General features: G+C 57.0%; 9 protein-coding genes and 1 pseudogene. 9 read left to right on the top strand and 1 reads right to left on the bottom strand.

Annotated features, from left to right (window positions below):
* Positions 1 to 103 precede the first annotated feature (103 nt).
* Entirely contained in the window at positions 104 to 922 is an 819-nt protein-coding gene (locus tag P3G59_RS12350) for an alpha/beta hydrolase (RefSeq protein ID WP_277761762.1), read from the bottom strand.
* Positions 923 to 1,102: 180 nt separating this feature from the next.
* Here P3G59_RS12350 and P3G59_RS12355 point away from each other — a divergent pair, with 180 nt between their 5' ends.
* The 9 genes and pseudogenes from P3G59_RS12355 to P3G59_RS12395 all read left to right on the top strand — a co-directional run.
* A complete protein-coding gene (locus P3G59_RS12355; RefSeq protein ID WP_277761763.1) occupies positions 1,103 to 1,552 on the top strand; it encodes a helix-turn-helix domain-containing protein in 450 nt (149 codons plus the stop codon).
* Between the two features lie 107 nt (positions 1,553 to 1,659).
* The gene (locus P3G59_RS12360; protein WP_277761764.1) at positions 1,660 to 2,208 is read left to right on the top strand and encodes a hypothetical protein; all 549 of its coding nucleotides are present in this window, start codon (positions 1,660 to 1,662) and stop codon (positions 2,206 to 2,208) included.
* Positions 2,209 to 2,256: 48 nt separating this feature from the next.
* Positions 2,257 to 2,667: a hypothetical protein gene (locus P3G59_RS12365; RefSeq protein ID WP_277762140.1), complete on the top strand. Its 411-nt coding sequence runs from the start codon at positions 2,257 to 2,259 to the stop codon at positions 2,665 to 2,667.
* Positions 2,668 to 2,822: 155 nt separating this feature from the next.
* Complete coding sequence (locus tag P3G59_RS12370) at positions 2,823 to 4,529, top strand: ShlB/FhaC/HecB family hemolysin secretion/activation protein (protein WP_277761765.1); 1,707 nt, start codon at positions 2,823 to 2,825, stop codon at positions 4,527 to 4,529.
* Positions 4,530 to 4,553: 24 nt separating this feature from the next.
* Positions 4,554 to 16,253 (top strand): filamentous hemagglutinin N-terminal domain-containing protein, encoded by an 11,700-nt coding sequence (locus tag P3G59_RS12375; protein ID WP_277761766.1) that lies wholly within the window; start codon positions 4,554 to 4,556, stop codon positions 16,251 to 16,253.
* A 3-nt stretch (positions 16,254 to 16,256) separates the two neighbouring features.
* The gene (locus P3G59_RS12380) at positions 16,257 to 16,535 is read left to right on the top strand and encodes a hypothetical protein (RefSeq protein ID WP_277761767.1); all 279 of its coding nucleotides are present in this window, start codon (positions 16,257 to 16,259) and stop codon (positions 16,533 to 16,535) included.
* Between the two features lie 430 nt (positions 16,536 to 16,965).
* A complete protein-coding gene (locus P3G59_RS12385) occupies positions 16,966 to 17,256 on the top strand; it encodes a hypothetical protein (RefSeq protein WP_277761768.1) in 291 nt (96 codons plus the stop codon).
* A 242-nt stretch (positions 17,257 to 17,498) separates the two neighbouring features.
* On the top strand, positions 17,499 to 17,816 hold the full coding sequence (locus P3G59_RS12390) for a hypothetical protein (protein WP_277761769.1): 318 nt from the start codon (positions 17,499 to 17,501) through the stop codon (positions 17,814 to 17,816).
* A 72-nt stretch (positions 17,817 to 17,888) separates the two neighbouring features.
* A pseudogene (locus tag P3G59_RS12395) lies at positions 17,889 to 18,359 on the top strand (hypothetical protein); the annotation flags it as partial.
* Between the last annotated feature and the right edge of the window lie 185 nt (positions 18,360 to 18,544).

Genomic DNA, 18,544 nt, shown 5'->3' on the forward strand with positions numbered 1-18,544 from the left:
TTCGGCAATGATGGACAGCCCGGCCGGGACAAACCTGGCTGGGACTGAGGGTAACAAAAAAGTCCGTCAAACGGCGGCTGACGGACTTTTCAATGCTGAATTTTCAGCGTTTGAGAAACGCCAGCAAATCCTCATTCAACGCCTGCGCATGGGTCACCGCAAAACCATGCGGCGCCCCGGCGTACACCTTCAACTCGGCGCCTTTGATTTGTGCAGCCGCCTGTTTGCCGGTGGTTTCGAACGGCACGATCTGATCGCCGTCGCCATGGATCACCAGGGTTGGTACATCAATCTTGGCCATGTCCGGGCGGAAGTCGGTTTCGGAGAACGCGGTGACGCAATCCACGGTGCCTTTGAGCGAAGCCAGCAGGGCGATGTTCAACGTTTGCGTGAGCACACCCTCGGAGACCTTTTGGCCCTGATTGGTGCCGTAGAACGGCGCGGCGAAGTCGGCGATGAACTGCGCACGATCCTGCAGCAGGCCGGCCTTGATGCCGTCGAACACCGAGGTGTCGACGCCTTGCGGGAAATCGGCTTTCTTGCCGAACAGCGGCGTCACCGCGCCCAGCAACACCAGCCCTGCAACGCGCTCGCTGCCATGCCGGGCGATGTAGCGGCTGACGTCGCCGCCGCCCATGGAGAAGCCCACCAGCGTCACGTCGCGCAGGTCCAGGTGATTGATCAGTTGCGCGATGTCATCGGCGAAGGTGTCGTAGTCATAACCAGTCCACGGCTGGTCGGAACGACCGAAGCCACGGCGATCAAACGCGATGGTGCGATAGCCACGGCTGCTCAGGTATTCCATCTGGTATTCCCACATGTCGGCATCCAGCGGCCAGCCGTGGCTGAACAGCACGGGTTTACCGCTGCCCCAATCCTTGTAGTAAATCTCGGTGCCATCTTGCGTGGTGAAGGTGCTCATGGAAACTCCTGCTTCAGGGTTCGATGCCGAAATGGCGGCATTCACTATCAGCGCAAAACGATCCGGCTACTTGTATGCAGGTGCTGGTTTTGCGTCGGCCCGGTCGTGGAACCGCGCCAGAGTTGTATGATGCAACTCAAAGCCGCCCGGCCGCCGACTGAATCGAGGGAGTACGTTTACGTGAAACGCAAAAGTCTGCAGGGCAATGCCTGCCCGGTCGCCCGCACGCTGGACCTGATTGGTGACTGGTGGTCATTGCTGATCATTCGCGACGCGCTGGACGGGATTCGCCGTTTCAATGATTTTCAGAAGAGTCTGGATATCGCCAAAAACATGCTCAGCGCGCGCCTCAAGGGGCTGGTGGAGCAGGGCATTCTGCAAGCGCTGCCAGCGGCCGATGGCGGCGCTTATAAGGAGTACGTGCTGACTGAGCGCGGCAAAGCCTTGCAAACCGTGATTGTCGCGCTGTCACAGTGGGGTGGTGAGTTCATGTACGCGCCGGGTGAGCCGGGTTCGGTGATGGTCGATGCGCAAGATCGGCAACCGATTCGCAAACTGCAATTGATGGCGGCCGATGGGCGTGTGCTGGCGCCTCAGGACGTCGCAACCCGATTGGCTGTTGAGCACTGATGAACGGCGACAACATAGGTTTGACGTCAAAATGATGGCCATCTAATATCGCGCCACTGTTTTGATGTCGCTGCTCAATTCCTGTCCTCAATAGAGAAACCTCCTCCGTGAGTAAACGCGCACTTGTGCCTCTGGCTGTGATTCTGATGCTGGCGGGCTGCCATTCCAATGTTCGGGATTCCTCCCCGAGCCTGCTCAAAGACGGTGTCCAGTTGGGCCAAAAGACCGTGGCTACGGATGACCAGCACGCCAAAGTCATCATGAAAGCCACCGGTGGTACCAATCCGGTGGAGTTCTCCATCAGGCGTGCGGATGACACTGACCGCCGGATGGAAGTGCTCGGCACCGTCGTCGATTCAGGCCGGGGCCAAGTGTTCGGCTGGATCGCCAAGCTTAATGAAGTGGCCAACAGCGCAACGGTCAAGCGCTTCCCGCAATTGGAGGCACAAGCGGATGCGGGCAAGCCTTTTGAGGTTTCGGGGTATTCGAACAGCCGGGTGACAGCGGGTATTTATACCTGTGGACCGCTGACAACGGTGTTCAATCCCGAGCGTGGCAAGGTCTATCAGGTGGAGTTCCAGTTCAGCGGTGAGCATTGCGAACAGCATGTTTATGACGTTACTCAGCCTCGGCAGCGCACGCTCGTAAAAAGTTGAATCGGCATGCACAACGCACTGAATTTATCGAAAAAAAGGAAACACCCTGTGAAACGGAATCTCTCTCTGGCACTTATCGTTCTGGCCGCCACATTGTCTGGCTGCGCCACTAATAAGCCGGTCAATGACCCATCGCTGGTCGGTTCATGGAAAGGTCTGCGCGACGAAAATGGCAAATGCCAGTTCATGTCCTGGAAAAACCAGTTCAACGCCGACGGTACGTTCTCCATCACCTTTTTCCGAGACGCCAGACAGACACAGCAATTGCAGACCGAACATGGCACTTGGGCAGCTGCCAATGGCAAGAATGTGCTGAGAACCAATGGCGTGGCTGTGCCTGATGTTTACACCTACACGTTTAAAGATGCCGATACGGTGCATTACGTCAATGTGGAGAAAGGTCCTACGGCTGATTGCCAGGAAGATTATGCATTTGATGAGCGCCGTGTCCGCGGCTGAGCCAGTCAGAAGCACTGCGGGGCTGCAACGGCCCCGTTTGTTCAATCCCTGATACAAACCCGACAAACGGTCGAAACGATTGTTTGACGTCAAAATGATGGCCATCTAATATCGCGCCACTATTTTGATGTCACTTTCGTCTCGAGGGATCGAACATGTCCTCACCCGCCCTCGTGGCGAGGTTGTGCGTAGCGTTGCTGTGCCTGTCTCCACTCCAGCTTGTCCTTGCGGCCCCCACACCCGGTGACACCGACCTTATTCGTGACCGCCAGAATCGCCTGCTCGAAGAGCAGCAGCGGCGCCTCGAAGAACTCAAGGACCTGCCCGGTAAAGACGCCAAGCCTGCACAACCGGCAGCCCCCACCGATACTCGGTGTTTCCCGATCAAAGACATCGAACTCAAAGGTGCGGACAGTCTTTCCGAGCGCGACAAGACTCGCCTGCTCAAACCCTACATCGGCGAATGCCTCGGTGTACCGCAGCTCAACGAGCTGCTCAAAGTCATCACCGATTACTACATCGAGAAAGGTCTGGTCACCAGCCGTGCCTACTTGCCACAACAGGATCTGTCTGGCGGGCACCTGAAAGTGTTGGTGGTCGAAGGCAAGCTCGAAGGCCTGAAAGGGGCCGAGAACAGCAAGCTTTCGGAACGCGAACTGGCCATGGCTTTTCCCGGTAAGGCGGGTGAGCTGGTTAATCTGCGTGAGATCGAACAGATGGTCGATCAGCTCAATCGCCTGCCTTCCAATCAAGCGAAGATGGAGTTGGCGCCAGGGCAGAACGTCGGTGGCAGCAACGTGCTGGTCACCAATAGCCCGCAGAAACCATGGCGCGCCGGTTTGTCGCGCAGTAACGACGGCCAGCGCAGCACCGGCGAGCAGCAGTGGGGCACCACGTTCGATTGGGACAGCCCGCTCGGCCTGGCCGATCAGTTGAGCCTGCGCGGTGGTCACGATGCGATGACCGACCACCAGCACACCTCCAACAACGCCATGCTCAATTACAACCTGCCGTGGGGCTGGTGGAATTTCACCTACACCTACAGCCAGAGTGAGTACCGCTCGCAAATCGCCGCCAATGGCTACAACTTCAAACAGACCGGCGACAGCGAAAACCATCAGGTTCGCGCCGAGCGGGTGATCCATCGCGACGCCGTCAGCAAGACCTCGCTCAGCGCTGGCCTGTCGTACCTGCGCACCAATAACTTCATCGAAGACAGCAAACTCAAGCTGAGCAGCAACCGCATCAGCGAAGCGCAGTTCGGCTTCAACCACGGTCGGCGTGTCGGCAGTGCCTTCGTCAACTTTGACGCGGGCATGCAAGAAGGAATCGGCGCGTTCGACGCGCAGGGCAGCCACGACCCAGGCCCGGGTGAACCGGATGCCCGCTACCGCAAATACACCGCGACCCTGAGCTATCTGCAACCGTTCAAGGTGTGGGGCGAGTCGTTCAGCTTCAGCAGTTTGATGACCGGTCAGCGCAGTGAAGACGTGCTGTTCAGCCCGCAACGCACCAGCCTCGGCGGCTCATCGTCGATCCGTGGTTACAAGGACCAGTCGCTGTCCGGCGACAGCGGCGGTTACTGGCGCAACGACCTGCGCTGGAGCCGTCCGGTGACTGTCGAGTGGCTGCAGCCGGTGTTCGCCGAATACGGCACCAGCCTCGGTTACGACCAAGGCGTGATCCAGAACAATCAGTACAACGGGGATCAGCACGGGCGCATGTCGAGCAACTCGCTGGAGCTGTTCGCCCGTGGTCAGCACGTGGCCGCCAGCGTGACGTTTGCCCATTCCCTGGAACGGCCGGACGCGCTGACCGAGCGTGAAGCACCGATCTATTTCCGCCTGGATTTCTTCATCTAAAAACAACTCTTCGAGATCATCGACATGGACGTTCGTCAGTACGCCTTTCTTGCGCTCCAACCTTCTGCGGTCGTGAAAGAGCGCGAGCGCTTTTTGGGCATGCCCAAGCGTGGGTTGGCGTTTCTGCTGGCGAACGTCATGTTCTGGCAACCGATGTGGGCGCAGGCTGACGGCATTGTCGTAGCCAACCCCAACACCTCACTGGACCGCGCCGGCAATGGCGTGCCGATCATCAACATTGCCACGCCAAATGCCAGCGGCCTGTCGCATAACCAGTTCCACGACTACAACGTCGGCGCGCAAGGGCTGATCCTCAACAACGGCTCGACGCAGAATAATCTCACCCAGCTGGGCGGGCACATCATTGACAACCCGAACCTGAAGAACAGCGGTTCGGCGCAAGCAATTCTCAACGAAGTCATCAGCGGTAACCCGAGCCAGTTGCGCGGCTACACCGAAGTGGCGGGGCAGTCGGCGCGGGTGATTGTCGCCAACCCGTATGGCATTACCTGCAACGGTTGCGGTTTCATCAACTCGCCACGGGTGACCTTGACCACTGGTAAACCGGTGCTCGACAACGGTCGGCTGGATCGCTTTCAAGTGGATCAGGGTTCTGTGGCCATCGAAGGGGCGGGCCTTAACGCGACCAATGTCGACCGCTTTGAAATCATCACCCGCAGCGCGAAAATCAACGCACAGATTCAGGCACAGAATTTAACGATCGTCGCCGGCCGCAACGATGTCAATGCCGACAATCTCAACGCCACTGCGCGGGCAGAGGACGGCAGCGCCAAACCGCAACTGGCCATCGACTCCTCGGCACTGGGCGGCATGTACGCCGGGGCGATCAAACTGGTCGGCACCGAAGCCGGGGTCGGGGTGAAACTCGACGGCAAATTGATTGCCAGTGGCGGTGATATTCAGCTCGACGCCAACGGCCAACTGAGTCTGGCCGACACCTCGGCCACCGGCGCGGTCAACCTCAAGGCTGCCAGCCTCGACGCACGCGGTCCGGTTTACGCCGGCACCAGCGTTAACGTGCAAACCCAAGGCAACCTGACCAACCGCCAGACTCTCGCGGCCCGCGACAGCATCAATCTCAGCACTGGCGGCCAATTGACCAACGCCGGCGCCATCGACGCCGGCGTTAACGCCGACGGCAGCCGCAATGCCAGCGGCGATCTGAGCCTCACCGCACAGAATCTTGACAACACCGGCAAAACGCTCACCGCCAGCCGCAATCTGACGGTCAGCACCGCGCAAACCCTGAACAATCAGGGCGGCACGCTGAGCGCTCAGAGCACAGCGGTCAGTGCCGGTTCTCTGGACAATCGCAACGCGGGGCATGTGCTTGGCAACGCTACGCTGAGCGTGACCGCCAATCAGGCGCTGAATACTCAAGGTCTGATCCACAGCGCGGGTAACCTGACCGGCAGTTTCGGCCTGCTGGACAACAGCAATGGTGAGCTTTCCAGCAACGCTGTCATCCAACTCAGCGCCGATGGAGTGAATAACCGCAGCGGTCAGATCCTTGGCGACCTGGGGTTGAATATCGATCTGCGTGGTGCGCTGGACAACCGTGACGGAGTGCTCGGCTCCGGCCAGTCGGTGAACCTGCAAGCTGCCAGCCTGGATAACCGCGATGGCGGTGTGCTGGTCAGCGACGGCAGCATGACCGTCCGTGTGCGCGGTGTGCTCGACAACCGCAACAAGGGCGAGATCACCGCCAAGGGCACCATCGACGCGCAAACCGGCAGCCTCGACAACCGCGACGGTAAAGTTATAGGCAAAACCACGCTGGCGCTGCGCAGCGACACGGCGGACAACCGTGCCGGTGTGATTCAGGCTGATCAGCAACTGACGCTCAAGGTCGATCGACTGGATAACCGCGACAAGGGCCAGGTCAGCGGCAAGGCCGGTGTCGCCTATACCGGCACGCGTCTGGACAACAGCGGCGGGCTGGTCAGTGCGGTCGGTCCAGTCAGCATTGAGGCCGGCGAAGTGCAAAACACCGCAGGGCGCATTTCCAGTCAGGGCGACCTGATGGCCACCATCGGTCTGCTACAACAACAGGGTGGTGCGCTGGTCGCTCAAGGCAATCTGAGCCTGACCGGCAAGAGCCTCGACAATCGCAACGGCGGCCTGGTAGGCACCACAAAAGCGCTGACACTGGCGGTTGACGAGATCGACAACCGCAGCGGCGAAATCTCCAGCAATCTGCTGCTCAACATCAAGGGCCAGCGCCTGGACAACAGCGACGGCGGAAAGCTGCTGGCCGGCACCGCTCTTGGCCTCAGTGTGGCGAAGCTGATCAACCTGAGCAAAGGCCTGATCAGTGCCAAGGGCACAACGACGCTGACCGGCAGCAGCCTGGATAACAGTGGCGGACGCTTCGACAGCCTCAATGGTCTGGTGATCACCCTCGACGATGCCTTGATCAACGCTCAAGGCAACATCAGCAGCGAAGGCACGCTGACGGCCACTGTCGGCCGGATCGACAACAGTGCCGGTACGCTGGGCAGCGCCGGTATCCTGCGGATCATCAGCGCCGGAGCACTGCTCAATCAGGCCGGTTCGATCAGCACCGACAGCACATTGACCCTCAAAAGCGGCACGCTGGATAACAGCCGCAAAGGCCTGATCTCGGGGGCGGGTGCAACACGTATCACCACCGGCGATGTCGACAACAGCCAGGGCGGTCGGCTGATCAGTGGCGCGACGCTGGAACTCGACGCGGCGCAGGTCAATAACGCCACCGGGCGGATTGCCAGTCAGCAGGCCCTTACCGCTTCGGTGCGCGGGCTGGATCAGCAGGGCGGTGAACTGTTCAGCAAGTCCGATCTGACCCTTGACCTGAACAACGGACAATTGAACAACCAGAACGGTTTGATCAACGCGCCTGGCACGTTGCTGCTGAAAAACCTCAACGGTGTGAGCAACAAGAACGGCGAGATCTCCAGCCAGCAAGCGTTTACGCTCGCCGCCAACGATCTGGACAACAGCAGCGGCAAATTGATCAGTCAACAGGGGCTGACCCTGCGCATTGCCCAAGCGTTGAACAACGTCAAAGGCGTTATCTCTGCCGCAACGCTGGGCAGCCATTCCGCCAGCCTCGATAACCAGGATGGCTTGATCAGCAGCCGTGGGCTCCTCACGTTGACCACTGACAAGACCCTGAACAACCAGCTCGGCACACTTGTCGCCGACGGTGAAATGACGCTGACCGCCGATGCGCTGGTTAACCAGCAGGGCAGCATCGCCGGCAAGTCTGATGCCAGCGTTCAGGTCAAAAGCCTGAATAACCAGGACGGTCAACTGATCGCCACCGGTGTGCTCAAACTGAACGCCGACACCCTCGACAACCGTCAGGGCGGTTTGCTCGGCTCGACCAAAGCCATGACCCTGACGGTCGATGAGCTGGACAACCGTGGCGGTGAAATCACCTCCAATAGCGAGCTGCTGATTACCGGTAAAAAACTCGATAACAGCGATGGCGGCCAGGTTTTCACTGGCAAGGTCCTGACCCTGACGGTCGATCAATTGCTCAACCGTAACAAAGGCATGATCGACGCGGGCACGCTGTTGAAGCTGCAGGGACGTTCGCTGGATAACAGCGGTGGCGAATTGCTCAGCCAACAGGACATGGGCCTGAGCCTCACTGGCGACTTCGCCAACCGTCTGGGCAAAGTCAGCAGCGAAGGGGGGCTGACCGTCAGCACCGCGCAACTGAGCAACACCGAGGGCAGCCTGTCCAGTGCGGCGGACCTGACCCTGGACAGTACTGGCAACGTCGATAACCAAGGAGGCCGGATCGTCACCGATGGCGCGCTCGTGCTCAACAGCACCGGTCTGGATAATCGCCAGAAGGGCACCCTCAGCGGCAAAGGCGCGGTCACGGTCACGACCGGGGCCTTCGACAACAGCAGCGGTTCGTTGAGTAGCGCCGATACCCTCAACCTCGTCGCCGCTCAGGTCACCAATAGCAACGCAGGCAGTATCGGTAGTCAGGGGGCGTTGACGGCTTCGGTCACAGGCTTCGATCAACAGGGCGGCAAGCTGTTCAGCAACACGCGCCTGAGCCTGGACCTGAACCACGGCCAACTGAACAACATCAACGGTGTGATCAGTGCGCCTGGCACTCTGTTACTCAAGCAACTCAATGGCGTCAACAACCAGGGCGGCACGATTTCCAGCACCGAAGCGTTCACCCTGAGTGCTGAAAACCTGGACAACAGCAACGGCAAACTGCTGAGCAATCAGGGGCTGATCCTGCGCATCGCTAATGCGCTGAATAACGTCAAAGGCCTGATCGGCGCGGCGTCGATCGATGTGCGGGCGGCCAGCCTGAACAGCAGCGGCGGCAATCTGGTCAGCCGAGGCGACCTTGAACTGACGGTCGAGGGCCTGCTGCGCAACGATGCCGGCGGGTTGATCAGTGCTGCACAAGCGTTGAACATCACCAGCGCCGACCTGAACAACCAGAGCGGCACGTTGTTGGGCGTCAGCGCGATCACACTCAATGCGATGGCGCTGAACAACCGCGACAATGGTTTGATCAATAGCAAAGGCAGCCTGACGCTGACCGCCACCGGCCTGGACTCCAGCAATGGCGGCGAAGTCTCCGCTGCCGGCGACATCAATCTTGTCTTGACCTCGTTGACCCAGAACGGTGGGCGCCTGTTGGGCGACAAAGCCGTCACGCTGGACCTGGCCAACGGCGACCTCGACAATCAGAACGGTCTGCTCACCGCCAAAGGTCCGTTGACTCTCAAGCGTCTGCGCGACCTGAACAACCAGCGCGGTGAAATCTCCAGCAACCTGAGTTTCGACGTCATCGCCCGGGCTGTGAACAACAGCGCTGGCAAATTGATCAGCGGCGAAAAACTGTTGCTGCGCGGCACCGCACTGACCAGCCAAAAGGGCTTGTTGTCTGGTTGGCAGGGGTTGAGTGTCAGCGGCGACAGTCTGGACAACCGCGACGGCGGCACGCTCTCCAGCAAGTTCGGTGATGTTTCGGTCGATCTCAAAGGCGCGTTGCTCAACAGCAGTGCCGGTGCGCTGGTTGCCGAGGGCAGCCTGGTGGTCAAGGCCGGCAGCCTCGATAACAGCAACAAAGGCATTCTAAGCAGTGGCGCAGGGCAGAGCCTGACATTGAACGGGGCGCTCAATAACAATCAGGGCGGGCTGATCGCCAGCGATGCGGCGCTGGATCTGGTCAGCATGGCGCTGATCAACGTTGGCGGCGCGATCAATGCGCAGCAGGCGATCAGCGCCACGGTTTCGCGACTGGACAATAGTGGCGGCCAGATCGCCAGTAACGACGCGATCACCCTTAATCTCAGCGGCGATCTCAACAACAACGGCGGCCGACTGGCCGGCGCGGGTCCAGTGCTGATCCAGGGCGTAACTGATCTGAGCAACCAGAATGGCCAACTCGCCAGTCAGAACGCTCTGGAACTGCTGACCGGGTCGCTGGATAACAGCAACAAGGGCACCATCGCTGCCAGAGATCTGTTGCAGATCACCGCCAGCGGCGCAGTGCGTAATAACGCTGACGGTTTGATCTATAGCCAGAACGCAGCTCTGCAACTCAAGGCTGCGAGTCTGAATAACGGCAAAGGCGCGCTGCAAAGCGAAACCGGCCTGACCCTGAATGTCACCGGCGATCTCGACAACCAGAGCGGTAAAGTCATCGCCCAGAACGGCGATGTGAGCATCAGTGCTGCCAACATCGATAACCGTGGCGGGATTCTGTCCAGCATCAAGGGCGCGCTCGAAGCGCGCACCGTCGGTGTGCTGCGCAATGGCTTTGATCTCAACAACAATCGTCAGGGCGGCATCATTCAGGCACAGGGCCTGAAGCTGTCGGCATTGGCCGGGCTGGACAACAACGGCGGGCGAATCTCCGCGCAAGCGGCCGATGCAGTCACCACCACGGCAGGTTTCGATAACCGCAACGGTGTGCTCTATGCAAAAGGCCTGGTGAGCGTCAGCGGCAATGGTCTGGATAACGGCGCCGGGCAGATTGCAGCGGAGCGCATCGACTTCGGTCTCAGCGGCGCGCTGAGCAACGGCGCGGGTGTCATTGAAAGCAACACGCAACTGAGCGTCAGAGCGGCCAGCGTCAATAACCAGAATGGCCGCCTGCGTTCGCTGGGCAACTCTGGCAAGACCGAATTCCAGATCGGCGGGCAACTCGACAACCGCAACGGCGTTCTGGAAACCGCCAACACCGACATGACCGTCAACGTTGGCAGCTTCCTCAATAACGGCGGGCAACTCAACCACGTTGGTCGTGGCAGGTTCGATATCTCCACGGCGAACGTGATGGGTGCCGGCGGCAGCATCACCACCGGCGGATTGCTGGAACTCAATGCCGATACCTGGAATAACAGCAGTGTCATCCAGGCCGGACGTCTGAACGTCAATGTTCGGCAGTTCAGTCAGGCCGCTAACGGCAAGTTGCTCGCTTCGGATCTGTTGCAGGTGCGCGGCGCGAACTGGATCAACGACGGTTTGATCGCCAGTGACGGCTTGATCGATATGCAGTTGAGCGGGGCCTACAGCGGCAATGGCCGGCTGTCGAGTCAGAGTGGGACTTACCTCTCTGCCGCACAGATGAACCTCGGTGCCGCTGGAAGCTTTGCGGCGGGTGCGACCTCGACCATCAGTGTCGGCGGTCAGCTCATCAATGCCGGACGCATCACCTCCAGCGAAGACCTGACCGTCAACGCCGGCAGCCTCGCCAACTACGGCACCCTGGGTGCGGCGCAGAACCTAAACATCAACACGCCTTCATTACTCAATGATCGCGGGCTGATTTTCAGCGGCAACGACATGACGCTCAGCGTAGGCAACCTGACCAACCAGAACGGTGATTTCTACGGGCTGGGGAATGTGACGATCAAGGGTTACGGGACCGCACAGGCCAGTCAGGTGTCGAACCTGTCAGGTTCGATGGAGAGCGGCAAGACCTTCAAGATTGACGCCGCCAACTTCGCCAACCGTACCTCGGGGGACGATGGGACGCAGAGCTTCGCTTTGAACCGTAAACTGGTCTCCGGTTTTATCGGCGTTCAATGCGGCGATTGTTCGGGTGGCACCTACGACGTCAACCTGATCGCCCACGAAGTTTTCGAAGGTGGCCAGGACAATGACACCACGGCTTCATCGTTGCTGACGGCCGGTAGCGATTTCATTTTCAACGGCGGTGAATTCCTCAACAGCAAAAGTACGCTCAGCGCCTCCGGCAACATCACTATCAATGCCAACAACATGAGGAACGTCGGTGCGGTCAGCGGCAGCATCGAGCGCACCCGAATCTTCCGTACCGGTGCGATCGACTCGGGTTCTTTCAATGTTTTCATGCCTGAGGTGGTGGCGTACAACCAGCGCAATAACCCTGACTTTCCGAACGTCTATTACATTGATGGAACGGGGAATTTTGCCCAGGGTGTCGTTACATCGGCAACGGGCCGGGAACCCGGTCACGACGGTGGACTGACACGAGTGGTTGTGATCAAGGACTCGGTGACGAACAAGTCTGTCGGCGATCTTACTCTGTCCGGCTATGCCTGGGGCAACACCAGCCCGCAGTCTCAATACGACCCCAATAACCTGCTCGAAATGCCGACCAGGCTGCAGGGCTTCACGCTGACCTCTGATAAGGAAGTCGCCACTGACGGCACCAGTCCCGTCGCGGGTCGCAATGCGGTCATCCAGGCCGGTGGCAATGTTTCGATCACTGCCACCAAGACTTTGCAAAACAGCGTGATCCACGAAGATTACGGCTCCACCGGAGGCTCAAACAAGGTCGGCAACACCAATGTCGGCAATACTGGCACCACCGTCATCCGTATCAACAGCCAACTGCCGCCGGACCTCGCCCAGCAGCAAGTCAATCCGCTGTCCCTGCCAGGCTTCTCACTGCCAACTGGTGAAAACGGCCTGTTCCGCTTGAGCGGTCAGGGTGCCAGCGATAGTGCGCCCGTGGGCGCCACGGGTCCGGCGCCAACCTGGACCGTGGGCGGGCAAAACGTCACCACAGAAGAGCACGTCGTGGCTGGCAGCAGTGGCGGTCCGCGCAATCTTTTTATTGATGCACCGCCAGCAGTCTCCGACAGCACGCGTGCGGTAGACACCTTCCATCGCACGCCGAGTGTGGTTCAGGCCGTGGCCAGTAAGGTCGACGTCAACGTGCCAGTGAATTCCGCCGGGCCGGGCATGAAAGATCGCGGCAACGACGCCAAGGAGTCGATTGATACCCGGCCGGTTACCCGTGTCACAGGCCTGCCGGATACCAAGGCTCCGTCCAACGCACACAAATACCTGATTGAAACCAACCCGGTACTCACCGACCTCAAGTCGTTCATGAGCTCCGACTACCTGCTGGAAAAACTCGGCTATGACCCCGACCAGAGCGCCAAGCGCCTGGGCGACGGTCTCTACGAGCAGCGCCTGATTCAGCAAGCCGTCACTGCGCGCACTGGTCAGGCTTTCCTCGACGGCCAGACCTCCAACGAGGGCATGTTCAAGTACCTGATGAACAACGCCATCGCCAGCAAGGACGCACTCAACCTGTCGGTCGGCGTCGGTCTCACCTCGCAGCAAGTCGCGGCGCTGACCCACGACATCGTGTGGCTCGAAGAGCACGAAGTGAATGGCGAAAAGGTGTTGGTGCCGGTGGTTTATCTGGCCCAGGCCAACGGCCGTTTGGGCCCGACCGGGGCGTTGATTGCCGGTAATGATGTGACGCTGATTGCGGGGGAGAACCTGGATAACGTCGGGACGTTGAAGGCGACGAATAACCTATTGGCGACGGCTGGAAAGGATCTGGTCAATAGCGGTTTGATTGAGGCGGGTAATCGTCTGGATCTGTTGGCGACCAATGATATCGTCAACAAGTCTGGCGGGATTATTACAGGTCGCGATGTGAGCCTGACTACCCTCAAAGGGGACGTGCTCAACACCCGGACGATAACGACTTCCGCCAATGCCACCCGATTTGGCATCCAGATGCATGACTATGCCGAAAACGCTGCAAGAATCGAAGCCGCGAATGACCTTACCGTTAAAGCTGCTCAGGACATCAACATTCTTGGTGGTGTCATGCAAAGTGGTCGCGACATGGCGCTGAATGCCGGTCGAGACTTGAATATATCCTCGGTGCAAGTATCCAACAGTGTTTACCAGGACGCGAAGCACAACAGCAGCGATGTGACCCAATTAGGCGCTGAAATTGATGCTGGAGGCGATTTCAAAGCTGATGTCAAACGCGATATCAATGTCATTGCCAGTCAAATCGATGCCCAGCGTGATGTGACGATGAAGGCGGTCGGCGATATCGTCATCACGTCGGCTGCGGATGAAGAACACTCACTCTCCAAAAACAAGAAAGTTACCCGTCAGGAAGATCATGTCAGCCAAGTCATGTCTGGAATTTCTGCGGGCGGCGACGTCAAGCTAGACGCAGGCAAAGACCTCAGCGTGATTTCAAGTCGGATTACCGCAGGCGACGAAGCCTATTTGGCGGCGGGCGACGAACTCGAAATACTTGCATTGCAGGACTCTGACTATTCGCTCTATGACAAAAAGAAAAAGGGTAGTTTCGGCAAGCTTCAAACCAAGCGCGACGAAGTTACAAAGAATACTCATATCGGCAGCGAGATCACAGCCGGAGGTGACCTGACCCTGAAAAGCAAAGGTGACCAGCGGTATCAGGTGGCGGAACTTGAAAGTGGCAGGAACATCATTCTGGAAAGCGGTGGCTCCATTACATTTGAAGGTGTGAAGGACCTGCATCAGGAAAGCCACGAGAAAACCAACAATAACGCGGCATGGGTGTCATCGAAAGGTAAGGGTAATACCGATGAAACGCTGCGTCAGACCCATATGACGGCAGGCGGGATAATAACGATCAAAGCAGTTGAAGGACTGAAGATCGATATCAAGGACGTCAACCAGCAATCCGTTAGTCAAACCATCGACACAATGGTCAAGGCCGATCCACAACTGGCGTGGTTGAAAGACGCTGAAGTGCGGGGTGATGTCGACTGGCGGCTGGTGAAGGAAATTCACGAGTCGTTCAAATACAACAACTCCGGTTTGGGCCCGGCTTCGCAAATGATCATCGCGATCGTCATGGCCGCAGTGGTTGGGCCGGCGGTTCTCGGAGCCTTGAGCGGAACAGTGGGAACTGCCTGGGCAGCAGGTATTGCTGCCGTTGCTTCCGGTGCGGCGACAAATGCCTCGGTTAGCTTTATCAATAATGGTGGTGATCTTGGAGCCGTATTTGCTGACATTACTTCTTCCGACGCTCTTCAGGGATATGTTATTTCCGGTCTCACTGCGGGGTTGACCTCCGCCTATTTAAACGACCTGACAGGCATAAAAGTCGACCCGATTACCAATAAAGTGATATCTCCGCCATTGACCACCTGGACGGGGGTGGGGCAATTCGCAGGAAGTCAAGTATTGCAGGGCGGTACGTCTGCACTGATAACCAAGGCACTGGGTGGCGATGCAAATGTCAGCGATGTACTCAAAACTGCGTTGTTCAATACATTGGCGGCCGTCAGCTTCAACCTTGTAGGTGATCTCACCAAGGATGTAATCGATGACGGATCTGCGACCAAGGTTGTCATTCACGCAATGGTAGGGGGGCTCCTGGCCGAGGCCACCGGAGGTGATTTTGCAACCGGTGCGCTGGCCGCTGGTGCAAATGAGGCACTGATTGGTTATCTGGATAACCTGGTCAAAGGTGATCCGAACCTCCTGACGATGAGTTCTCAAATCATTGGAGTACTGGCCGGTTCGGTTCAAGAGAATGTCACTGCTAACACATTGGCAAATGCCGCCTGGGTCACAAAGTTTGCTACGCAGTTCAACCGTCAACTACACAAAGAAGATAAGGACCTTGCCGCTCAATTGGCCGCGCGCAGTGGTGGCAAATACACGGCTGAGCAAATTGAAGCACAACTGCGATTGTCTTCCGTCAAGGGCACGAATATCACTGGGGGAACAGACATTGTCGTGCCAAGTTCCGGGATCTACGATACCGGTGGTAACTGGATTGATTTGGGCAACGGCATGTATTTGCAGAACTTTGCACCTGCCGATAGAGACATTATTGCCTTTATCAAAGAAAGTACTGGTGCATACAGTTGGGCGCTGACGGCCGAGACAGGATTCGGCTCTTTGAACGACAAGCATGATTGGACGAAGACGCCTAACGGATCGGGTAAAAGAGATCCATTGACAGGTTACCCATTGGATGAAAAAGGCGGGTATAGAGTACCTATTGTCATAGACGGCAACGCCTACACCCCGCGCTATTATTCTTGTGCAAGTACCGATTGCCTTACAGCGGGGGCGAACCTCGACTTTGGAGATGCAGCAACCCTTCAGTGGATACGCGCCGCCAATATCGACGCATTGAGCAATGCCGGCTGGTTCATGGGCGCTGCGTCAGTCCCGGCGGCAGGTTTGACGGCCACGCTGCTGTCTAACGGATCAACGCTGGTAGGATTGTTATCAGGCTATTTAAAGGGGCCAGAGGACTTCAATAAGTCGTTGACTAGCGCCGGGTTGAGTGCCGGTTTCGAAAAATTTGCTGTCGCCAGTGGTTTATCGAAGGAGGTAGCCAGCAAGGCATCGAATACTATTGGTATGACCGGTGCGTGGGACAAGCTCGCGGACAAGACGCTCGGCTTTTTTAAGGACTAGTGAATGTTGAGTGAACTCAAACGCTACAAACACGCAATTGGCCTGACATTATTGGTGGTCGCATTGGTTGCTGGCGTTTTACGGTTCAATGGGGACCGGGAGCGTTTCTTTGCGATGGTCTTGGGGCAGATATGGTTTGGTCAAGCGGTCTACAATTACTTGCGCGATGGTTGGGTCACTATTGGACCGGGAGGAATGGCTCCCGAAGATAATCCAAAGCACCGCGCGGTGTTGGCGGGAGTAGCGATGTTTTTGTATGTGCTTGTTTTTTTTCTCTTCTGAAGACAAAGCGAAAAGGGGAGGCTGTCCCTAGGGATCCCTCGTTCAGCTACTCCGATGCGTTCATTGCAACGGTCGTAGGCATGGCGACCCAGGGCAAAGGGTTTGGCGTCACCCTGACGGGCGGATTAGGCGGTGCCTATGTTGGAAGTGTAATCAAAGGAGTGAATAAATGGGGACAGACCACGTTTAGAAAACACTTTGAAACCGTAGTCTGTCCCCGTTTTCCTCCATCAAGCCATCCGACGTAGGTGATCTTGGTGTCGATCTCGGGCGTGGATTTGAACGCGTTGGCGGAAGTAAATTGTCCCCTTCTATGCACGGTGCGCCGAATTTGGTGCAGAACTTGCGCAGCGTTCAGGCAACCTATGAACTTGATAAAGCAAGTAATACATGGCAAACCATTACTATATTTCCAGCTAGGTGACTGCTTATGAACTACTTGCGTGTGGTTAATATTTTGAGGTCGGTATTTTCGGTAGAGGTAGGGCTGAGTGACTCGGAAGCTCAAAGTTTGTTAAGGCGTATGCTGGATGATCCGGAGCAGCGATCGAATATCGAGCGGGAACTTGAATCTCTTTATCAAGATGACTCTGTATCCTGGGTTTTGCTGCTAGACAACGATGACTATGTCGTATATCCGGCAGATGACGAGGCAGATGCCAAGGAATATCTCACATCGATTCTCTGGGATCAGGTTTTTCCAGTTGGTCCAAGTAACTGAGAAGTTAAAGGTGGCAGATTTGTTTTTTCGCGGAAAAGGATCACAAATCCAACCGAAATTAAATCCGCCACCTTTTTTTCCCATTTTTGTATTGTAGTGTAGTCCATCTCACATTATGTGCAGCGCATTTTTAAAGAGCTAAAAGAAGGGCTTTAATTGTGTCATTGTCGGCAATGATCATATCATCAGAAAAGTTGAGCACGGACGATTTTAAAGCCGTGCTCCTAGAACATGGCGGGTTCGTGAGTGCTGGAAAACCTTCTCGCGGTGGCGTTGGTGAGTATGATTCAGATATTTGGTTGGCCCTGCATTCAAGAGATATTCTTGATGAGTTTTATGATGCCGAAGATCAGCAAGAATGGCAGGATGCTCTCGGGGCTACTCCGCAGACAATGATTGAGATTAATCTAGATCATACTGAACACGCGAAGTTAATGTATTTGAAGGTTTTTTTGAGTTTTGCGAAAGCCTGGCCTTGTGTTTTGAATGACGTGGACGATTCCACCCTGTCCAGTAGTTCGGTTTGTGAGAAATACAAGAACCTTCTGGGCGGGTTATAAGAAGTGTCGCGATACAGGTAGCACGTCGCCGCGGGTTCTGGTGACGTTGGTTATTGAGACGTTCAAGTACCTCTTTTAAAGGATGGTGTCCAACTTCAGCAAAAAACGGCAACGCCAGATGCACAACACGCCAAAGTCATCATGAAATCGACAGGCTACACATACCCTGTCGAGTTCTCGGTTCGCCGTGCTGCAGATCCTGATCAACGAATGGAAGTGCTGGGTACTGTGGTGGATTCCGGGCGGGGCAAGGTATTCGGCTGGATCGCCAAAGTTAGCGAAGCGGCCAATAGCGCCACGTTCAAGCACTTCCCTCAGCTGGAAACGCAAGCCAATGCCGACGAACCCTTCGAGGTGTCAGGGCGTTCCAACGGCATGGGCACTGGCAATACTTATAGCTGTGGGCCGCTGAACAGTACTTTTACGCCGGAACGAAGCAAGGTCTACCTGGTGGAGTTTCAGTTTGTCGGGCAGGGTTGCGAGCAGCATGTTTACGATGTTAGCCGGCCGGATCAACGAATTGCTGTGACGTCCAAAAATTGAAAATCCCCCGCACGTAGCGACAAGCGGTCGAAACGTAAGATTGACGTCAAAATGATGGCCATCTAATATCGCGCCACTATTTTGATGTCACTTTCGTTTCAAGGGATCGAACATGTCCTCACCCGCCCTCGCGGCGAGGTTGTGCGCAGCTTTGCTGTGCATGTCTCCATTTCACTTCGCCGCCG

It is taken from the genome of Pseudomonas sp. A34-9, from assembly GCF_029543085.1.
In the GTDB taxonomy this organism is placed as follows: domain Bacteria; phylum Pseudomonadota; class Gammaproteobacteria; order Pseudomonadales; family Pseudomonadaceae; genus Aquipseudomonas.